This window comes from Luteimonas sp. MC1828 (assembly GCF_016461615.1).
Taxonomy (GTDB): Bacteria; Pseudomonadota; Gammaproteobacteria; order Xanthomonadales; family Xanthomonadaceae; genus Luteimonas.
Map to the genome: position 1 here is coordinate 1,923,967 of NZ_JAEMNY010000001.1, position 16,560 is coordinate 1,940,526.

The 16,560-nt window shown below is 69.5% G+C and carries 15 protein-coding genes and 1 pseudogene; 5 read left to right on the forward strand and 11 right to left on the reverse strand.

Annotated elements, in window-relative coordinates:
- Positions 1-4: 4 nt before the first annotated feature.
- Positions 5-850 carry a TonB family protein gene (locus tag JHB91_RS08845; RefSeq protein WP_199472451.1) on the forward strand — a complete coding sequence of 282 codons (846 nt, stop codon included), beginning with the start codon at positions 5-7 and terminating at the stop codon, positions 848-850.
- Positions 851-868: 18 nt separating this feature from the next.
- On the opposite strand, the gene cyoE is transcribed toward JHB91_RS08845, so the two are convergent.
- The 4 genes from cyoE to JHB91_RS08865 are packed head-to-tail and all read right to left on the reverse strand — an operon-like array spanning position 869 to position 4,281.
- Positions 869-1,789, reverse strand: a complete 921-nt coding sequence (cyoE, locus tag JHB91_RS08850; RefSeq protein ID WP_199472452.1) for a heme o synthase — start codon at positions 1,787-1,789, stop codon at positions 869-871.
- A gap of 1 nt (position 1,790) precedes the next feature.
- Positions 1,791-2,969, reverse strand: a complete 1,179-nt coding sequence (locus JHB91_RS08855) for a COX15/CtaA family protein (RefSeq protein ID WP_199472453.1) — start codon at positions 2,967-2,969, stop codon at positions 1,791-1,793.
- Positions 2,969-3,553 carry a hypothetical protein gene (locus JHB91_RS08860; protein ID WP_199472709.1) on the reverse strand — a complete coding sequence of 195 codons (585 nt, stop codon included), beginning with the start codon at positions 3,551-3,553 and terminating at the stop codon, positions 2,969-2,971. The genes JHB91_RS08855 and JHB91_RS08860 overlap by 1 nt, the downstream gene beginning before the upstream one ends.
- 2 nt (positions 3,554-3,555) lie before the next feature.
- Positions 3,556-4,281, reverse strand: coding sequence for an SURF1 family protein (locus tag JHB91_RS08865; RefSeq protein WP_343225075.1), 726 nt, complete (start codon positions 4,279-4,281; stop codon positions 3,556-3,558).
- Between the two features lie 60 nt (positions 4,282-4,341).
- On the opposite strand from JHB91_RS08865, the gene JHB91_RS08870 reads away from it, so the two are divergent.
- Positions 4,342-4,560, forward strand: a complete 219-nt coding sequence (locus JHB91_RS08870; RefSeq protein ID WP_199375131.1) for a twin transmembrane helix small protein — start codon at positions 4,342-4,344, stop codon at positions 4,558-4,560.
- Positions 4,561-4,668: 108 nt separating this feature from the next.
- Here JHB91_RS08870 and JHB91_RS08875 read toward each other — a convergent pair whose 3' ends face one another.
- The 5 genes and pseudogenes from JHB91_RS08875 to coxB all read right to left on the reverse strand — a co-directional run bounded on the left by JHB91_RS08875 (position 4,669) and on the right by coxB (position 8,925).
- Complete coding sequence (locus JHB91_RS08875; RefSeq protein ID WP_199374708.1) at positions 4,669-5,553, reverse strand: cytochrome c oxidase subunit 3; 885 nt, start codon at positions 5,551-5,553, stop codon at positions 4,669-4,671.
- A 22-nt stretch (positions 5,554-5,575) separates the two neighbouring features.
- A complete protein-coding gene (locus tag JHB91_RS08880; protein ID WP_199472454.1) occupies positions 5,576-6,160 on the reverse strand; it encodes a cytochrome c oxidase assembly protein in 585 nt (194 codons plus the stop codon).
- Positions 6,157-6,300, reverse strand: a complete 144-nt coding sequence (locus tag JHB91_RS08885) for a hypothetical protein (RefSeq protein WP_199374703.1) — start codon at positions 6,298-6,300, stop codon at positions 6,157-6,159. The genes JHB91_RS08880 and JHB91_RS08885 overlap by 4 nt, the downstream gene beginning before the upstream one ends.
- A 49-nt stretch (positions 6,301-6,349) precedes the next feature.
- Positions 6,350-7,966: pseudogene (gene ctaD, locus JHB91_RS08890) on the reverse strand (cytochrome c oxidase subunit I); the annotation flags it as partial.
- Between the two features lie 29 nt (positions 7,967-7,995).
- Positions 7,996-8,925, reverse strand: a complete 930-nt coding sequence (gene coxB, locus JHB91_RS08895) for a cytochrome c oxidase subunit II (RefSeq protein ID WP_233348292.1) — start codon at positions 8,923-8,925, stop codon at positions 7,996-7,998.
- Positions 8,926-9,169: 244 nt separating this feature from the next.
- Here coxB and putA point away from each other — a divergent pair, with 244 nt between their 5' ends.
- Together putA and JHB91_RS08905 are read left to right on the forward strand one after the other, a co-directional pair.
- Entirely contained in the window at positions 9,170-12,322 is a 3,153-nt protein-coding gene (gene putA / locus JHB91_RS08900) for a bifunctional proline dehydrogenase/L-glutamate gamma-semialdehyde dehydrogenase PutA (RefSeq protein ID WP_343225076.1), read from the forward strand.
- 67 nt (positions 12,323-12,389) lie between these two features.
- Positions 12,390-12,926 carry a hypothetical protein gene (locus tag JHB91_RS08905; RefSeq protein WP_199472455.1) on the forward strand — a complete coding sequence of 179 codons (537 nt, stop codon included), beginning with the start codon at positions 12,390-12,392 and terminating at the stop codon, positions 12,924-12,926.
- Positions 12,927-13,002: 76 nt separating this feature from the next.
- Here JHB91_RS08905 and JHB91_RS08910 read toward each other — a convergent pair whose 3' ends face one another.
- The gene (locus JHB91_RS08910; protein ID WP_199472456.1) at positions 13,003-14,343 is read right to left on the reverse strand and encodes a porin; all 1,341 of its coding nucleotides are present in this window, start codon (positions 14,341-14,343) and stop codon (positions 13,003-13,005) included.
- Positions 14,344-14,498: 155 nt separating this feature from the next.
- On the opposite strand from JHB91_RS08910, the gene JHB91_RS08915 reads away from it, so the two are divergent.
- Positions 14,499-15,191: a rhomboid family intramembrane serine protease gene (locus tag JHB91_RS08915; RefSeq protein ID WP_199374694.1), complete on the forward strand. Its 693-nt coding sequence runs from the start codon at positions 14,499-14,501 to the stop codon at positions 15,189-15,191.
- On the opposite strand, the gene JHB91_RS08920 is transcribed toward JHB91_RS08915, so the two are convergent.
- On the reverse strand, positions 15,185-16,534 hold the full coding sequence (locus JHB91_RS08920; RefSeq protein ID WP_199472457.1) for a S41 family peptidase: 1,350 nt from the start codon (positions 16,532-16,534) through the stop codon (positions 15,185-15,187). The genes JHB91_RS08915 and JHB91_RS08920 overlap by 7 nt on opposite strands.
- Positions 16,535-16,560: the final 26 nt, after the last annotated feature.

The following is a 16,560-nucleotide window of genomic DNA, read 5'->3' on the forward strand; positions in this document are numbered from 1 at the left end:
GGGAATGTTCCGTTTCGTTCTGGCCACCATGCTGGCCTTGTCCGCAATATGGGCCCCCGCGCAGGGCGCCCGAAAGAGCGTCGCCGGGTTCGAAGTTTCGATGCTCGTTACCGGTGACCTCGACATCGAGACGGATGGTTCGGTGTCCAGGCACACGATTGACCGCGCGGAGAAAATTCCTCCCTACGCCGTCAACATCATCCAGCAAGCCATCAGCGGCTGGCGCTTCGAGCCTGTCGTTGTAGACGGCAAACCCGTCCCCGCGCGTGCGCGCATGACACTGCGGTTGCTCGGCACCCCGATGGAAGACGGCGGCCTCGCGGTCAGGCTGGCTTCGGCCACGTTTGGCGAGCGCGGCGAACATGAAGGCGACCGTGTCTCTTCGATCAAGATGACACCCCCGCGGTATCCGCGGGCCGCGCTCCACATGGGCGCAACCGGGACGGCCTATCTGATGCTGAAGATCGGCCCCGACGGCAGTGTTGCCGATGCGGTCGCGGAGCAGGTGAACCTGCGGTTCGTCTCCGATGCCATGACGATGACGGCTGCGAGGAAGGAGTTTGCGTCGACGGCCATCGCTGCGGCCCGGCGCTGGACGTTCGCACCGCCGACGACGGGTGACGACATGGACGGTCCTTGGACAGTCCGTGTTCCAGTCACTTTCGCCATCAATTCGGAGGCAACCGAGGAGGGCACGCATGGAAAATGGGTCGCCTACATCCCCGGTCCGCGCCAACCGGCGCCTTGGGCGAAGGATGAGTCGGAGGGCAACGACGCCATCGCCGACGGATCCTTCCATCAGGCCGGAACCGGCTATCGCCTGCTGACGCCGCTGCAGTCGGAGAGTTGACCCTCCGCCACGTGTTCGCTACCCCACCCGCTGCAGCTCGAACAGCGGCAGCGGCTGCAGCCAGGGCAGCAGCCAGTGGTCGACCAGCAGGAACGCGAACAGCGCCATCAGGTACACGACCGAGTAGTTGAAAACGCGCATCGGGAAGAAGTCGTCCGGCGGATCCATCAGCCGCCACGCGTACCAGAGGAACACCAGGCCCAGCACCAGCGCGCCGCCGAGGTAGAACAGGCCGCTCATGCCCACCGCCCACGGCAGCACGCTCACCACCAGCAGCAACACCGTGTACAGCAGGATCTGCCAGCGGGTGTACTCCACGCCGTGGGTCACCGGCAGCATCGGCACCAGCGCGCGCGCGTAGTCCTCGCGGCGGAAGATCGCCAGCGCCCAGAAGTGCGGCGGCGTCCACACGAAGATGATCAGCACCAGCAGCAGCGCGTGCGCCCAGTCCCACTGGTTGTGCATGCCGGTGACCGCCGCCCAGCCGAGCAGCGGCGGCGCGGCACCGGCTATGCCGCCGATCACGATATTCTGCGGCGTGGCACGCTTCAGGAAGCCGGTGTAGACCACGGCGTAGCCGATCAGCGACGCGAACGTCAGGACCGCGGTGATCGGATTCACCAGCGCGATCAGGATCGTCATCGACGCCGCGCCCAGGAACACGGCGAACGCCAGCACCTGCGCCGGGTTGAGCGCGCCGGTCGCCAGCGGCCGCTGCGAGGTGCGCACCATCAGCCGGTCGATGCGCTGGTCGATGAGGTGGTTGATCGCCGCCGCCGATGCCGCCGCCAGCCAGATGCCGAGCAGGCCGAAGATCGCCTGCCGCGCCGGCGGCAGGCCGGGCACCGCGAGGAACATGCCCACCAGCGCGGTGAACACGATCAGCGCCACCACGCGCGGCTTGGTCAGCTGCCAGTACTGGTCGAAGGGTGCGCGCATGTCAGTCCACCGCGCGCAGGCGCGCGAGCAGCGAGACCAGCACGAACAGCAGCAGCACCGCGCCTGCGTTGTGCATCACCGCCACCGAAAGCGGCAGCGCCAGCTTGACGTTGAGGATGCCGAGGCTGACCTGGGCGACGGTCAGCGCCACCAGGGTGCTGCCCCAGCCGCGCAGGCCGGGCGTGCGCAGCGCGCGCACCGCGGCCCACAGCAGCGCGGCGGCCGCGACCACCGCCATCATCCGGTGCGCGAGCTGGATCGCGATGCGCGCCGCGCCGTCGAGCACGCCACCCTCGTAGTCCACGCCGATGCCGCGCCAGAGCACGAAGCCCTCGGCGAAGTCGGTCGGCGGTACCCACAGGCCCACGCATTTCGGGAAGTTGTCGGCCGACCAGCTGCCGGCGCCGCATGAAAGCGCCGCGTAGTTGGCGCTCACCCAGCCACCCAGCGCGACCTGCACGCCGAGTGCCGCCAGCGCCACCCACAGCACGCGGCGCATCGCCTGCGCGTCGGCCAGCACGATCGGACGATCGGTGGCGCGCCAGGCCATCCACGCCAGCAGCGACAGCGTCAGCAGCCCGCCCAGCAGATGCCCCATGACCACCAGGGGCTTCAGCAGCCAGGTGACCGTCCACATGCCCAGCAGCGCCTGGAAGATGATCACCGCAAGCGTGATCGCGGATGTTCGCGCCAGATCGCTCCCGGCGCGGCGCAGCGCCGCGAACAGCAGGATCGCCTCGCCGAGGATGGCCAGCACCGAGGCCGCGACGTGCTGCCCCTGCATGTACAGCGGGATCGCCAGCGCCACCAGCGCCGCGGCCAGCACGATGCGCGCGATGCCCCACGCCTCGCGGCGCGCGGCCAGCAGCGCCAGCACCAGCACCAGCACGCCCAGCGTCGCCGCGAGATGGCGGTGCAGCTGCTCGCGCCAGGCCTTGTGGGTTTCGAACGGGCGGATCGCGGAGGCCGCGTGGTCGGCCACCTGGTGCGCGGCCTGCGGCCACGCGGCGCGGCCGTAGCAGGTCGGCCAGTCCGGGCAGCTCAGGCCGGCGTTCGACAGGCGCACGAACGCGCCGAACACGATCACGCACAGCGCCAGCCCGACGGCCAGCCAGGCGATGCGATGGAAGTGGCGGTGGACGGAGCGCGGCCCTGGGCGCGCGGATTGCGTGGCGGTCATCACTTCAGCTTGAGCAGGCGCGCCATGTCCTGGCGCAGGTGGCCGGCATCGAAGCCGGGCGCGTAGCGCAGGATCACGAAGCCGTTGGGGTCGACAACATACACCGGCACGCCGTCCGCGCCGCCGACATCCACGCCGGGCAGTGCGGCCGAGAGCTGCTGTGAGGGCTGCAGCACGCGCCATGCGCGATTGCGCTCGACGCCCTCCGGCGGCGTGCCCACCCACAGCACGTGCACGTGGTCGGCTTCGCGCCCGAACAGGCGCCAGACCGTGTCGAGGTCGCGCGACAGCGTGACGCAGGCGTCGGTGCAGCTCGCCGGCGGGGCGACCAGGATGCGCCAGGTGCGATCGACCGGGTTCCAGGCGTACTCGCCGCCATCGACCAGGATCGGCGCCGAGCCGCGCAGGTCACCGGGCGGCTGCAGCAACTCGCCGTGGTTCTTCATGCCGGCGGGCCGCCAGCCGGAAAAGCGCAGTGCACCCGCGGCCAGCACGCTGCCGATGAAGATCACCACGATCGCCACCAGCATGGTGCGGTTGCGCCTGCGCGTGGGTACGAAGTCGGGGTGGTCGGGAGCGGGCATGTTCATCGGCGGGTCCTGCGGAAACTGAGGATGAGCGCGATGACCAGCATCGCGGCGGCCAGCGCGAACCACTGCACCGCGTAGCCGAGATGGCGCTCCGGCGGCAGCGTGTTGGCGAGCATGTCGAGGTCGCGCGCGTAGCCCAGCGGCAGGTCGGGATCGAGGCGCAAGACGCGCGCGGCGAGCCGCGGCTGGTCGAGCGCCGCGGCCAGTCCGGATGGCGCGAGCCCGACCGCCACCAGGGCGTCGGCGTTGCCCGGCGCCGGCGCCAGCGCCGTGCCGCCAATGCCGAGCGAGGGCGGCGGCGCCAGCATGCCGGCGACATCGATCTCGCCATGCGGACGCGGGACCTCCGGCATGCTGCGGTCACCGGGCACCGGCAGCCAGCCCAGCTCGACCAGCAGCGGCGTCCCGGCGTCGGGAATGAACACGCGGTAGGCGCGCACGCCGCTGCGTCCGTCGCGTTGCTGGTTGTCGAGGAGGACGGCCGGCGCCTCGGCGAAATGTCCCCGCCCGCTGGCCCAGTCATAGCCCTGCGCGCGTGCCGTGTCGGCCGCGACCGACAGCGGCTGCGCCGCGCGCGCGGCAAGGGTGGCGGCCACCGCGTCGAGCGTCGCCTGCTTGTCGTGCTGGCGCCCCAGCTGCCAGGTGCCGAGCATGCAGAACGCGGCGATCACCAGGATCGCGAGCAGCCAGCCGACAACCGCCCATGTCGCGCGGTGGCTCACCGCGGCGCGCCTACCGGCTGCGATAATGCCGGCGACAATCCCGGCCCACTGGAGGCCAGCATGAGCGATTCCCTCAAAACCCTGCTGATCATCGCGTTCCTGATCCTGATCGTGTGGAACCTCGGTGCCGGCCTGTACTACATGCTGGTCGACCGCGGCACCACCAAGCGTACGGTGAACGCGCTGACCAGGCGCATCGCGCTGTCGGTCGCGCTGATCCTGCTGGTGGTCCTGGCCATCTGGATGGGCTGGATCACGCCGCACGGCATCAACGGCTGAACCGCTGCGCGCGGCCCTGGCCGCGAGATGAAAAAGCGACGGCATGCCGTCGCTTTTCTTGTTGTGTCGGCCCGCGCCAGGCGCGGCCCGACACACGCAGTGCCCGGGTCAGAGCACGTAGACGAACAGGAACAGGCCCAGCCACACCACGTCGACGAAATGCCAGTACCAGGCCACGGCCTCGAACGCGAAATGGTCGTCCCTGCTGAAGTGGCCCCTGGCGCAGCGCAGCCAGATGATCGCCAGCATCAGCGTGCCGAGCGTGACGTGCGCGCCGTGGAACCCGGTCAGCATGAAGAACGTCGAGCCGTAGATGCCCGAGCCCAGCGTGAGGTTGAGCTCACGGTAGGCGTGGATGTATTCCTCGACCTGGAAGAACAGGAACAGGCAGCCGAGCAGCACGGTGACGCCGAGGAACCACATCAGCGGCTTGCGGTGGCCGGCCTTCAGCGCATGGTGCGCGATGGTGAGCGTGACGCCGGACGACAGCAGGATCAGCGTGTTGAGCAGCGGCAGGCCCCACGCCGGGATGGTCTGGAACACGCCACCGACATTGCCGGGGCCAGCCGACGGCCATGCCGGTGTGTAGCCCTCCCACAGCAGCACGTTGGTCATCATGCCGTCGCCGGCGCCGCCCAGCCACGGCTGCACCAGCATGCGCGCGTAGAACAGCGCGCCGAAGAAGGCGCCGAAGAACATGACCTCGGAGAAGATGAACCACACCATCCCCATGCGGAACGAGCCGTCGACCTGCTTGTTGTAGTAGCCCGACACCGACTCGAGGATCACGTCGGCGAACCACTTGAACAGGATCGCCGCCAGGCCGGCGATGCCGACGAAGAACATGGGGCGGCCCCAGTCGACCTCGTTGAACCAGCTCGCCAGGCCGAACATGGTGACGAACAACGCCGCCGACGCGAACAGCGGCCACTTGCTGTGGTGCGGGACGAAGTAGGCGTTGGGGTCGTGCTGCGTGGCGTGGGCCTGTGCCATGTCGGTTTCCGTTGTTGCCTGATCAGGGTGCCGCGCGCGGCACGTGGGCCGACGCCGTGCCCGCGACTTGCTCGCGCGCGGTCAGGACGTCGTTCTTGAAGAAGGTGTAGGACAGCGTGATCGTCTTGACGTCCTTGGGCAGCGACGGGTCGATGATGAAACGTACCGGCATGTCGCGTGTCTCGCCGGCGTGCAGCGTCTGCGCGGTGAAGCAGAAGCATTCCGTCTTGGCGAAATAGCCCGACGCGCGCGCCGGCGCGACGGACGGAGTGGCACTGCCCACCACCGTGCGGTCGCTGTTGTTGTGCGCGTAATACGTGGTCTCGTACTGCTCGCCCACGCGCACCTGCATGGTGAACTGGTTGGGACGGAACGACCACGGCAGCTTGGAATTCACGCCGCCGTCGAACTCCACCGTCACCACGCGCGCCTCGGCGTCCGCACCGCCGGTGGCATAGGCGCCGGCATCGACCGCGGTGTTGTCCAGGCGGATGCCGAACACCTTTTCACAGGCGATGCGGTACAGCGGCACCAGCGAGAAGGTGAACGCGAATGCCGCCAGCGAGGCCAGCAGCATCTTGGCGATGCCGGAGGTCTTCTTGCTCATCGCCCGATCACCCCGGACAGGATGAAGCCGACGTACACGACCACCGCGACCAGCGCGAGCGCCAGCGCGGTGCGCATGGCGCGGCGGCGCTGTGCCGCCACGCGCGGATCGCCAGCCTGCGGGTCACGCTTCGCGGACATTGCTCTGCCGGGCCTTGTCGGCGTGGGCGCTCGCATCGTCGTAGTCGAGGTGCTCGAAATCGCCGTGCGCCAGGTCGCCCGGGCGGATCACCGGCGGGGTCTGGAAGGTGTGGTGCGGCGCCGGCGACGGCACGGTCCACTCCAGGCCCAGCGCGCCTTCCCAGGCGCGGGCCGGTGCGATCGCGCCGCGCTTGAGCGAGTGGTACAGGATGCCGAACATCAGGAACGGCGTGATGAACATGCCGAACGCGCCGATCGAGCTGACCAGGTTCCAGTCCGCGAACACCACGTTGTAGTCCGGGATGCGGCGCGGCATGCCGGCCAGCCCCAGGAAGTGCTGCGGGAAGAACAGCACGTTGGCGAACACCACGCTCCACCAGAAGTGGAACTTGGCCAAGCCCTGGTTGTACATGCGCCCGGTCCACTTGGGCCACCAGTAGTAGACGGCGGCGATGATGCCGAACAGCGCGCCGGTCACCAGCACGTAGTGGAAGTGCGCGACCACGAAGTAGGTGTCGTGGTACTGGAAGTCGGCCGGCACGATGGCCAGCATCAGGCCCGAGAACCCGCCGATGGTGAACAGGACCACGAACGCGATCGCCCACAGCATGGGCGCCTCGAACGTCAGCGACCCCTTCCACATCGTGCTCGCCCAGTTGAAGACCTTCACGCCCGTGGGCACGGAGATCAGCATGGTCGCGAACATGAAGTAGATCTCGCCACCCAGCGGCATGCCCACGGTGAACATGTGGTGCGCCCAGACGATGAACGACAGGAACGCGATCGCCGCGGTGGCGTACACCATGGCCTGGTAGCCGAACAGCGGCTTGCGGCTGAAGGTCGGGATGATCTCGGAGACCACGCCGAACGCCGGCAGGATCATGATGTAGACCTCGGGGTGCCCGAAGAACCAGAAGATGTGCTGGTACATCACCGGGTCGCCGCCGCCGGCCGCGTTGAAGAACGAGGTCGCGAAGAACTTGTCGGTCAGCAGCATCGTGACCGCGCCCGCCAGCACCGGCATCACGGCGATCAGCAGGAACGCGGTGATCAGCCAGGTCCAGGCGAAGATCGGCATCTTCAGCAGGTCGACGCCGGGCGCGCGCATGTTGAGCACGGTGGCGATCACGTTGATCGCGCCCATGATCGAGCTGATGCCCATCATGTGGATGGCGAAGATGGTGAACGCCATGTTGGAGCCGCCCTGCAGCGACAGCGGCGGGTACAGCGTCCAGCCGCCGGCGGGGCCGCCGCCGGGCAGGAACAGCGTCATCAGCAGCATCGCGAACGCGAACGGCAGGATCCAGAACGACCAGTTGTTCATGCGCGGCAGCGCCATGTCCGGCGCGCCGATCTGCAGCGGGATCATCCAGTTCGCCAGGCCCACGAACGCCGGCATGATGCCGCCGAAGATCATCACCAGCGCGTGCATCGACGTCATCTGGTTGAAGAAGTGCGGGTTGACGTGCTGCAGGCCGGGCACCGCCAGCTCGAGGCGGATCACCACGCTCATCGCCGCGCCGATGATGAACATCACGAAGCTGAAGAGCAGGTAGAGCGTGCCGATGTCCTTGTGGTTCGTGGAGAAGAACCAGCGCTCGACGAAGCCCTGCTTGTGGTCGTGGTGCTCGCCGTGGACGGCGACGGTTGCGGTATCGGTGGCCATGGACTGCCTTGCCTCGTGAAGTCGTTCGATCAGCCGGCCGCGGGTGCGGCGACGGCGGAAGTGGTCTGGGCGGTGGCGGGCGCGGCTTCCTCAGCGGCGTCCGGGGCAACTTCGGGCGTGGGCACCGGCACGGCGACGGGCGCCGGCGCGGTCTTGGCCTTCTCGGCCGCCAGCCAGTCCTGGTACTCGGCCTTGGGCACCGCGCGCACCACGATCGGCATGAAGCCGTGGTCCTTGCCGCACAGCTCGGCGCACTGGCCGCGGTACACGCCGGGCTCGGAGATCTGCGTCCAGGCTTCGTTGACGATGCCCGGGATGGCGTCCTGCTTCCAGCCCAGCGCCGGCACCCACCAGGAGTGGATGACGTCATCGGCGGTGATCACGAAGCGGATCTTGGTGTCCACCGGCACCACCAGCTCGTTGTCGACCTCGAGCAGGTAGTACGGGTGGACGGCCGGGTCGGGGCGCTCGCCGCTCTGCCGGATGCGGTCATGCTCGCGATCCATGCGGCTGGTGATCGAGACGTCCTCGCCGAGGTAGTCGTACTTCCACATCCACTGGTAGCCGGTGACCTTGACGGTCATCTCGGACGCGCGGGTGTCGTACATCGCGATCAGCTTGGTGGTGGCCGGCCAGACCATGATCACCAGCAGGATCACCGGGATCACCGTCCAGATGACCTCGGCCGTGGTGTTGTGGCTGATCTGCGACGCCACGGCACCCTTCGACTTGCGGAACGCGAAGATCGAATAGGCCATGGCGGCGAACACGATCACGCCGATGACCACGCACACCCACAGCGCGAACATGTGCGCGTCGTAGGCGTTGATGGACGTCGCGGTCACGCCCCGGCCCATGTTCAGCTGCCACGGCTTCGCGTCGCCCGCCTGCGCCAGCGCCATCATCGGCGCCGAAGCCAAGGCCGCCATACCCCACCGCAAGAATCGCGCCTGCATCATGCGTGCAACCCCAAATGTCGTCGATCTGCGGCCGTGTGCCGCCAGCTGGAACGGTTGATCGGAGATCGATGTTCCGGGGAACAAGGACCGGCCACCCCCGATGACCGGGCGGGCAATCATGCGGATGGTAGCCGTCGCCAACCTTGACCGGCAAGCTGAAGCGACGCGAGCGTCCGCTGGCGGGCACGCGCGGCGCCGCGGCCAGCTAGAATCTCCGGTTCCCGCCGATACCCGCCGACCCGCCGTGACCGACCTGCCCCTGGGCGCCCTGCCGCCGCCGCCCGAACCGCTGCGCGCGGCCATCACCGCCCATTGGCTTGCCGACGAAAGCGATCGCGTCCGCGCCCTGCTCGATGCGGCGCGCCAGCCAGCGGACGCCAACGTGTCGATCACCGCGACCGCCACCGACCTGGTGCAGCGCGTGCGCCGCCGCGCCGGCGACCAGGGCGCGATCGAAGCCTTCATGCGCCAGTACGACCTGGGCAGCGAGGAAGGCGTGCTGCTGATGTGCGTGGCCGAAGCGCTGTTGCGCATCCCCGACCAGGACACCGCCGACCGCCTGATCCGCGACAAGCTCGGCGAAGCCGACTGGAAGCGCCATGTCGGCCAGTCCGATTCGGTGCTGGTCAACGCATCCACCTGGGGCCTGATGCTGACCGGCCACCTGGTCGACATGGCCGATGACACCAAGCGCGACGTGCACGGTGCGTTCAAGCGCCTGGTGGGCCGCGTCGGCGAGCCGGTGATCCGCCTGGCGGTGCGCCAGGCGATGAAGATCATGGGCCACCAGTTCGTGATGGGGCGCACCATCGGCGAGGCGCTGGCACGTGCGCGCAAGGGCCGCAACGCCGCCTACCGCTACTCCTTCGACATGCTCGGCGAAGCCGCACTGACGCAGCGCGACGCGGACCGCTACCTGGAGGCCTACCGCAGCGCCATCGACGCCATCGGCCGCGATGCCGGCCAGCCGGCGGACGCCATCGTCGCGCCGTCGATCTCGGTCAAGCTGTCCGCACTGCATCCGCGCTACGAGCACGCCAAGCGCGCGCGCGTGCTGGCCGAGCTCGCGCCGCGCCTGCTGGACCTGGCGCAGCGCGCGCGCGGCCACGGCATCGGCCTGACCATCGACGCCGAGGAGGCCGACCGCCTGGAGCTGTCGCTGGACGTCATCGAAGCGGCCTGGCTGGATCCGTCGCTGGCCGGCTGGGCGGGCTTCGGCATCGTGGTGCAGGCCTACCAGAAGCGCGCGCCGTTCGTGATCGACTGGATCGCCGGGCTCGCGCGCCGCGGCGGGCGCTGCATCCCGGTGCGCCTGGTCAAGGGCGCCTACTGGGACGCCGAGGTCAAGCGCGCGCAGGTCGAGGGCCATGCCGGCTATCCGGTGTTCACCCGCAAGCCCAACACCGACGTCAGCTACCTGGCCAACGCGCGCCGCCTGTTCGACGCCGGCGACGCGGTCTACCCGATGTTCGCGACGCACAATGCGCAGACCATCGCCGCGGTGCACCAGCTGGCCGCCGGGCGTCCGTTCGAGTTCCAGAAGCTGCACGGCATGGGTGACGACCTCTATGACGAGGTGATCCCCGCCGATCGTCTGGGCGTGCCCTGCCGCGTGTACGCGCCTGTCGGCAGCCACGAGGACCTGCTGCCGTACCTGGTGCGGCGCCTGCTCGAAAACGGCGCCAACTCCAGTTTCGTCAACCGCATCACCGACGAATCGGTCGCCATCGACGACCTGGTCCGCGACCCGGTCGACGTGGTGTCGGCCTTCGCATCCATTCCGCACCCGCGCATCCCGCTGCCGGCCGACCTGTACCGCAGCCACGGCATCGAAAGGACCAACTCCATGGGCATCAACCTCGCAGACGACGACCAGCTGCGTGCACTCGCCACCGCGGTCCAGGCCGCGACCGCCGACTGGCAGGCCGCGCCGCTGGTGCCGGGCGCCACGCCGGGCGGCGCATGGATCACGGTCAGCAATCCCGCCGACCGTCGCGAACGCGTCGGCCGCTGGCAGGCCGCGGACGCGGACACGGTGCAGCGCGCGCTGGCCAATGCGGTTGCCGCGCAGCCGGGCTGGAACGCCACGCCCGCGGCCTCGCGCGCCGCGATCCTCGAGCACGCCGCCACCCTGCTCGAGCAGCGCATGCCGCAGTTCATCGCCCTGTGCACGCGCGAGGCCGGCAAGACCATTCCCGACGGCGTGGCCGAGGTGCGCGAAGCGGTCGACTTCCTGCGCTACTACGCCGGCGAGGCGCGCAAGCTGTTCGCCCCCGAAGCACTCCCCGGCCCGACCGGCGAGAGCAACACCCTGCAGCTGGAAGGCCGCGGCGTGTTCGTCTGCATCAGCCCCTGGAATTTCCCGCTGGCGATCTTCGCCGGCCAGCTGGCGGCGGCGCTGGCCGCCGGCAACAGCGTCATCGCCAAGCCGGCCGAACAGACCAACCTGATCGCGCATGCCGCGGTCGAGCTCCTGCACGAGGCGGGTGTTCCGCCCGCGGTGCTGCAGCTGGTGCCCGGTGACGGCGCCACCGTCGGCGCGGCGCTGACCGCGGATGCGCGGGTGGCCGGCGTGGCGTTCACCGGCTCCACCGCCACCGCGCGCGCGATCAACCGCGCGCTGGCCGCGCGCGACGCCGCGATCGGCGTGCTGATCGCCGAAACCGGCGGCCAGAACGCGCTGATCGCCGACTCGTCGGCACTGCCCGAGCAGCTGGTGAAGGACGCGCTCGGCTCCGCGTTCACCTCCGCCGGACAGCGCTGTTCGGCGGCGCGGGTGCTGCTGGTGCAGGCCGACATCGCCGACAAGGTGGTCGACATGCTGGCTGGCGCGATGGCGGAACTGGTGGTCGGCGACCCCGGGCAGCTTTCGACCGACGTCGGCCCGGTGATCGACGCCGACGCCCGCGCGCTGCTCGACGAGCACGCCGTGGAGATGCGCGGTGCGCGCCTGATCGCCGCGGCGCACTTGCCGGAGGACACCGCGCACGGGACCTTCTTCGCCCCGCGCGCCTGGGAGATCGGCGCGCTCGACGAGCTCACCCGGGAAAACTTCGGCCCCGCGTTGCACGTGCTGCGCTGGAAGGCGGACGAGCTCGACGCGGTGGTGGATGCCATCAACGCCACCGGCTACGGCCTCACGCTGGGCATCCATTCGCGCATCGACGAGACCATCGACCGCATCGTGTCGCGCGCCAGGGTGGGCAACATCTACGTCAACCGCAACCAGATCGGCGCCGTGGTGGGCGTGCAGCCGTTCGGCGGCCAGGGCCTGTCGGGCACCGGACCCAAGGCGGGTGGCCCCCACTACCTGCCGCGTTTCGCGACCGAAAAGACGGTCACCGTGAACACCACCGCGGCCGGTGGGAACGCCTCGCTGCTGACCCTGGGCGAGTGATGGCAGCCGCGGCCCCTGCCCCGATATAGTCGGTGCGCCGCCGGCCGGCGGCGCACGGGAGAGGGGAATGGGAACGATCCACACCGGCGCGCTCGCGTGCGTCGCACTCGCCGCCATGCTTGCGCCGACGCAGGCCCCCGCACGGGCCGCCTTCCTGGACATGAAGGCGCAGGGCCCCGGCGTCTGCCAAGCGGCGCTGCCCGCGTTCGAGGGCCAGGTCCGGAAGCGTCCGCTGGCGCTGCAAAACGAGGGAACGGCGATCGCGTTCGTCTCCTGCGCGGTGCCGCAATTCACCGCAGCCGAACTCAACGATCCGGACTTCGGCGTCACAGTGACCTTCGTCAACAGCTCCGCCACGGCCGCCACGATCAACTGCACTGGCGTCAGCTTCAGCTACGGCGCGGGTGGGCTCACCATCGCGTACATCCCCAAGTCGGTCGCCGTCCCGGCCGGCACGCAGATCGATTCGCCCTACGCACTGAAGTGGGATGAGATCAACACGCCGGGCGCCGGCCCCTACACCACGGTGAGCTGCGCATTGCCGCCGGGCACGGGCGTCGCGGCGGTCCGCTCCGCCAACGGCCTCGTGCTGATACCCGACTAGGCCCGGGCGCTGGATCGGGAACAACAATAAAAAAGGGCCCCTTTCGGGGCCCTTCATGCAACACATTGCACTGCGATCAGAAGCGGTATTGCGCCGACACGCCGAACAGGTTGGCGTCGCCGGCGTAGGGGCCGGTGATGGTGCTGCCGCCGCTGGTGATGTCGACCTTCGGGTCCTTCGGCTTCAGATGGGTGAACGCGAAGTCCACGTCCATCGCATCGCTGACCTTCCAGGTGGCGCCGATCGAGTACCAATTGCGGTTGGCATCGGGCAGGCGCGGGGTGCGGTGCTCGATGCTGGTCGGGGTCTCGTCGTGCGCGACGCCGCCACGCAGGGTCCAGGCGTCATTGAGCTTGTACTCGGCGCCCAGCGACGCGAACGCCGTGTCCTTCCACTCGAAGGGCTCGACCGAATCCGGATCGGCGCGATCGAACTCGACGCGCACCTCGCGCAGCGACGACCAGCCGGTCTCGGCCCAGTTGGCCATCATCGCGAAGCGGTCGGTGAAGTCGTAGCGGGCAACGACGGCCAGGGTGGACGGCGTGGTCAGCTTGGCGCCGGCGCCGCCGTCCTGGAACAGCTGTGCGGTGATCGGATTGCTGTTGAACACGGTGCGCACGTCGCCCGGCACGGTCCACTCGGCGGTGCCGCGCAGCTCGTAGTCGATCTCGGACTGGTAGCTCACGCCGAGCGAGAGGCGGTCGGTCGGGCGCAGGTTGACACCGGCGAGCCAGCCGAAGCCGGTGTCGTCGCCCTCGATCTCGGCGTGGCCGTCACGGGCCTGCGGGAGCGCGAACGGCAAAGGGCGGGTGGCCGGGTTGGAGAACAGCAGGGTGCCGAAGTCGACGGCCTTGGACAGGGTCACGTCGGCCTTCGAGTACACCGCGCCGATGCCGACCGACATGCGGTCGGTGACGTCGAGCGCCGCGGAGAAGGTCAGGTTGACGATCTTCACGTCGGAGGTGTCGGCGAAGTAGCGGCCCTGCCAGTCGTGGTCGTACTCGGTCTTGAGGCCGAACGGTGCGCTGACCATGGCGCCAAACGCCAGGCCGTTGTCGAGCTTGTGGATCACCGAGAACGCCGGGATCGGGGTCACGTCGCCGGCTTCGCCGCCGTCGCCGCCGGTCAGCGGACGGCCGAGCGCGTCGGTGCCCGAACCTTCAAAGCGGTAGCTCAGGTCGATGACCGACAGGTCGGCCTGCACGGTGGTGCCTTCGAACTGCGTCATCGTGGCGGGGTTGTTGACCACGACCGAAGCGTCGCCCGGGTTGACGCCGGAGCCGGCGAACGCGGAGCCGAGGCCCTTGACGCTGTTCTCCTTGAGCTGGAAGCCGGAGGCCTGCGCGGGCGCGAATGCCAGCGCGCCGAGGACGCCGAGCGCGAGGGCCGAAGCCCTGAACGTGTGGGGGATAGCCATTGCTTGAAATACTCCTGACGGATGGTTGCGACATCGCGCCCGCTGCGAACACGACGCGGCGCACTATACCGTGGCGTGTGGTTGGCGGTCCGCATCGGCATCACGTGTCTGAACGGGTATCTTGTGCCCCGCCCAACCCGGATCCCGCAGCGCACATGTTCGTTTCCATTCCGACGCGCTCACATCCTTCCCGGCGCTGGGCCACGCCGCTGCTGTCCGTGGCGTTGTGGGCGGTCTACCTGTGGGCCAGCACGCGGCCGGAATCGGTCGAGCAGCAGCTGATGGCGCGCTGGGGCGCGCTCAGCGGCGGCCTGGCGCCCGCCGACCTGCTCGCCTCCTGGTCGGACGCGGAGCGCTGGCTGCGCTTGCTGAGTGCGCTGTTCGTCCACGCCGACTGGGCGCACCTGCTGGGCAACCTGGTGTTCCTGCTGATCTTCGGGCTGCCTGCGGAGCGGGTGATGGGCCCCTGGCGCTTCCTGCTGCTGTTCCTGATCGGCGGCGCGTTCGCCAACCTGGTGACGGTGCTGGCCATCGGCGCGCCCGACCAGCTGGTCATCGGCGCCAGCGGCGCGGTCTCGGCGCTGATCGGTGCCTACCTGGCGCTGTTTCCGCGCGCCCACCTGGGGGTGGTGCTGCCGCTCGGGCTGTTCCTGGAATTCGTGCGCGCGCCTGCCCCGCTGCTGATCGGCATCTGGGCCCTGCTGCAGGTCGTGTTCGCCTACATCGGCCCGGCGTTCGGCACGGTGGCGTGGTCGGCGCACATCGCCGGGTTTGCGTTCGGCGTGGTGTTCGCGCTGTTCTCGCGTCGCGCGATCGCGCGCCGGCTGCGACGGCGCAAGGGCTACTGAGCCGGCGCGGCGCAGGTGCCGCCGGCGACGATCGCGCGCAGGGTGGCGAACGCCGACGTCACCGGCGCTTCGCCCTCGAGCACGTCCCCGGCGCGGCTGCCGGCGACGCCATCGCCGTCCGCCTCGAGGTGCCCGGGCAGCAGCGCTTCGACGAAACCGCTGGGCGCGGCACCGCCTTCGGGCTGCAGCACCACATCCGGCTCGATGCCGCGTGCCTGGATCGAGGTGCCGCTGGGCGTGTAGTAGCGCGCGGTGGTCAGCTTGACCGCGTCGCCATTGGACAGCGGCAGGACGGTCTGCACCGAGCCCTTGCCGAAGCTGCGGCTGCCGACGATGCAGGCGCGCGCGTTGTCCTGCAGCGCGCCCGCGAGCACTTCCGACGCGCTCGCGGAACCGGCGTCCACCAGCACCACCACCGGCCGCCCGCGCATGCGGTCGCCGGCCGTGGCGTTGAACGCGGTGTCGCCGGCGGTGATGCGGCCACGGGTGCTGACGATGCCGCCGCGCTCCAGAAGTTCGTCGGCGATCTGCACGGCCGACGTCAGCAGGCCGCCGGGATTGCTGCGCAGGTCGATCACCAGGCCACGCAGGCCCTGGGTGCCGGATTCCGCGTGCAGGCGGTCGAGGGTGTCGGCGAACGAGGCCGCGGTATCGGCCTGGAACACGGAGACGCGCACATAGCCGAGCCCGGGCTCGCGGATGCTGCCGCGCACGCTGGCGGTGCGGATGGTCTCGCGGCGCAGCTTGAGTTCCAGCGGTTCGGCCTGGCCCTCGCGCAGCAGCGTGATGCTGACTTCGGTGCCCGGCGGTCCGCGCAGCGGGCCGCGCCGGTCGTGGCTGGCCGGCGTCAGCGGGACGCCATCGACGGCGGTGATCACGTCGCCCGAGCGGATCCCGGCGCGCTGTGCCGGCGTGCCGTCCATCGGCGCGACCACGCGCATGCTGCCGTCGGGCAGCTGCATGACCTCGACGCCGATCCCCTCGTAGGCGCCGCTGGTGTTTTCGTCGAACGCCTCGGCATCGCTGCGTTCGAGGTAGGCGCTGTGCGGGTCCAGGTCGAGCAGCAGGCCGCGGATCGCGGACTGCATCAACTCGCGGTCATCGACCGGGTCTACGTAGCCGCCGCGCACGGCATTGAACACCAGCACGTAGCGGCTGATCTCGGCCAGCGGCACCGCGCTGGCGGGTACTTCGGCTTCGGCTTCCGCATCCTTCGACGCCTCCGATGCCTCGATCTCCGTGGACGGCACCGTTTCCTGCGGCGGTTCCTGCTCCTGCTCCTGCGCATGCACAGGCAGGGCCAGCAGACTGGCGATGGCGAGCGTCAACAGGCATGCGCGCATGCGGGACTCCGTGGGGGTTCGGGGAT

Coding starts and splice junctions, on each gene's coding strand:
- JHB91_RS08860 (WP_199472709.1), bottom strand. CDS start 3,553: ATGCCCGCTCCCGACCACCCCGACTTCGTACCCACGCGCAGGCGCAAC.
- JHB91_RS08875 (WP_199374708.1), bottom strand. CDS start 5,553: ATGGCACAGGCCCACGCCACGCAGCACGACCCCAACGCCTACTTCGTC.
- cyoE (WP_199472452.1), bottom strand. CDS start 1,789: ATGCGCGCACCCTTCGACCAGTACTGGCAGCTGACCAAGCCGCGCGTG.
- JHB91_RS08845 (WP_199472451.1), top strand. CDS start 5: ATGTTCCGTTTCGTTCTGGCCACCATGCTGGCCTTGTCCGCAATATGG.
- JHB91_RS08870 (WP_199375131.1), top strand. CDS start 4,342: ATGAGCGATTCCCTCAAAACCCTGCTGATCATCGCGTTCCTGATCCTG.
- coxB (WP_233348292.1), bottom strand. CDS start 8,925: ATGATGCAGGCGCGATTCTTGCGGTGGGGTATGGCGGCCTTGGCTTCG.
- JHB91_RS08905 (WP_199472455.1), top strand. CDS start 12,390: ATGGGAACGATCCACACCGGCGCGCTCGCGTGCGTCGCACTCGCCGCC.
- JHB91_RS08885 (WP_199374703.1), bottom strand. CDS start 6,300: ATGTCCGCGAAGCGTGACCCGCAGGCTGGCGATCCGCGCGTGGCGGCA.
- JHB91_RS08880 (WP_199472454.1), bottom strand. CDS start 6,160: ATGAGCAAGAAGACCTCCGGCATCGCCAAGATGCTGCTGGCCTCGCTG.
- JHB91_RS08915 (WP_199374694.1), top strand. CDS start 14,499: ATGTTCGTTTCCATTCCGACGCGCTCACATCCTTCCCGGCGCTGGGCC.
- JHB91_RS08920 (WP_199472457.1), bottom strand. CDS start 16,534: ATGCGCGCATGCCTGTTGACGCTCGCCATCGCCAGTCTGCTGGCCCTG.
- JHB91_RS08910 (WP_199472456.1), bottom strand. CDS start 14,343: ATGGCTATCCCCCACACGTTCAGGGCTTCGGCCCTCGCGCTCGGCGTC.
- JHB91_RS08855 (WP_199472453.1), bottom strand. CDS start 2,969: ATGACCGCCACGCAATCCGCGCGCCCAGGGCCGCGCTCCGTCCACCGC.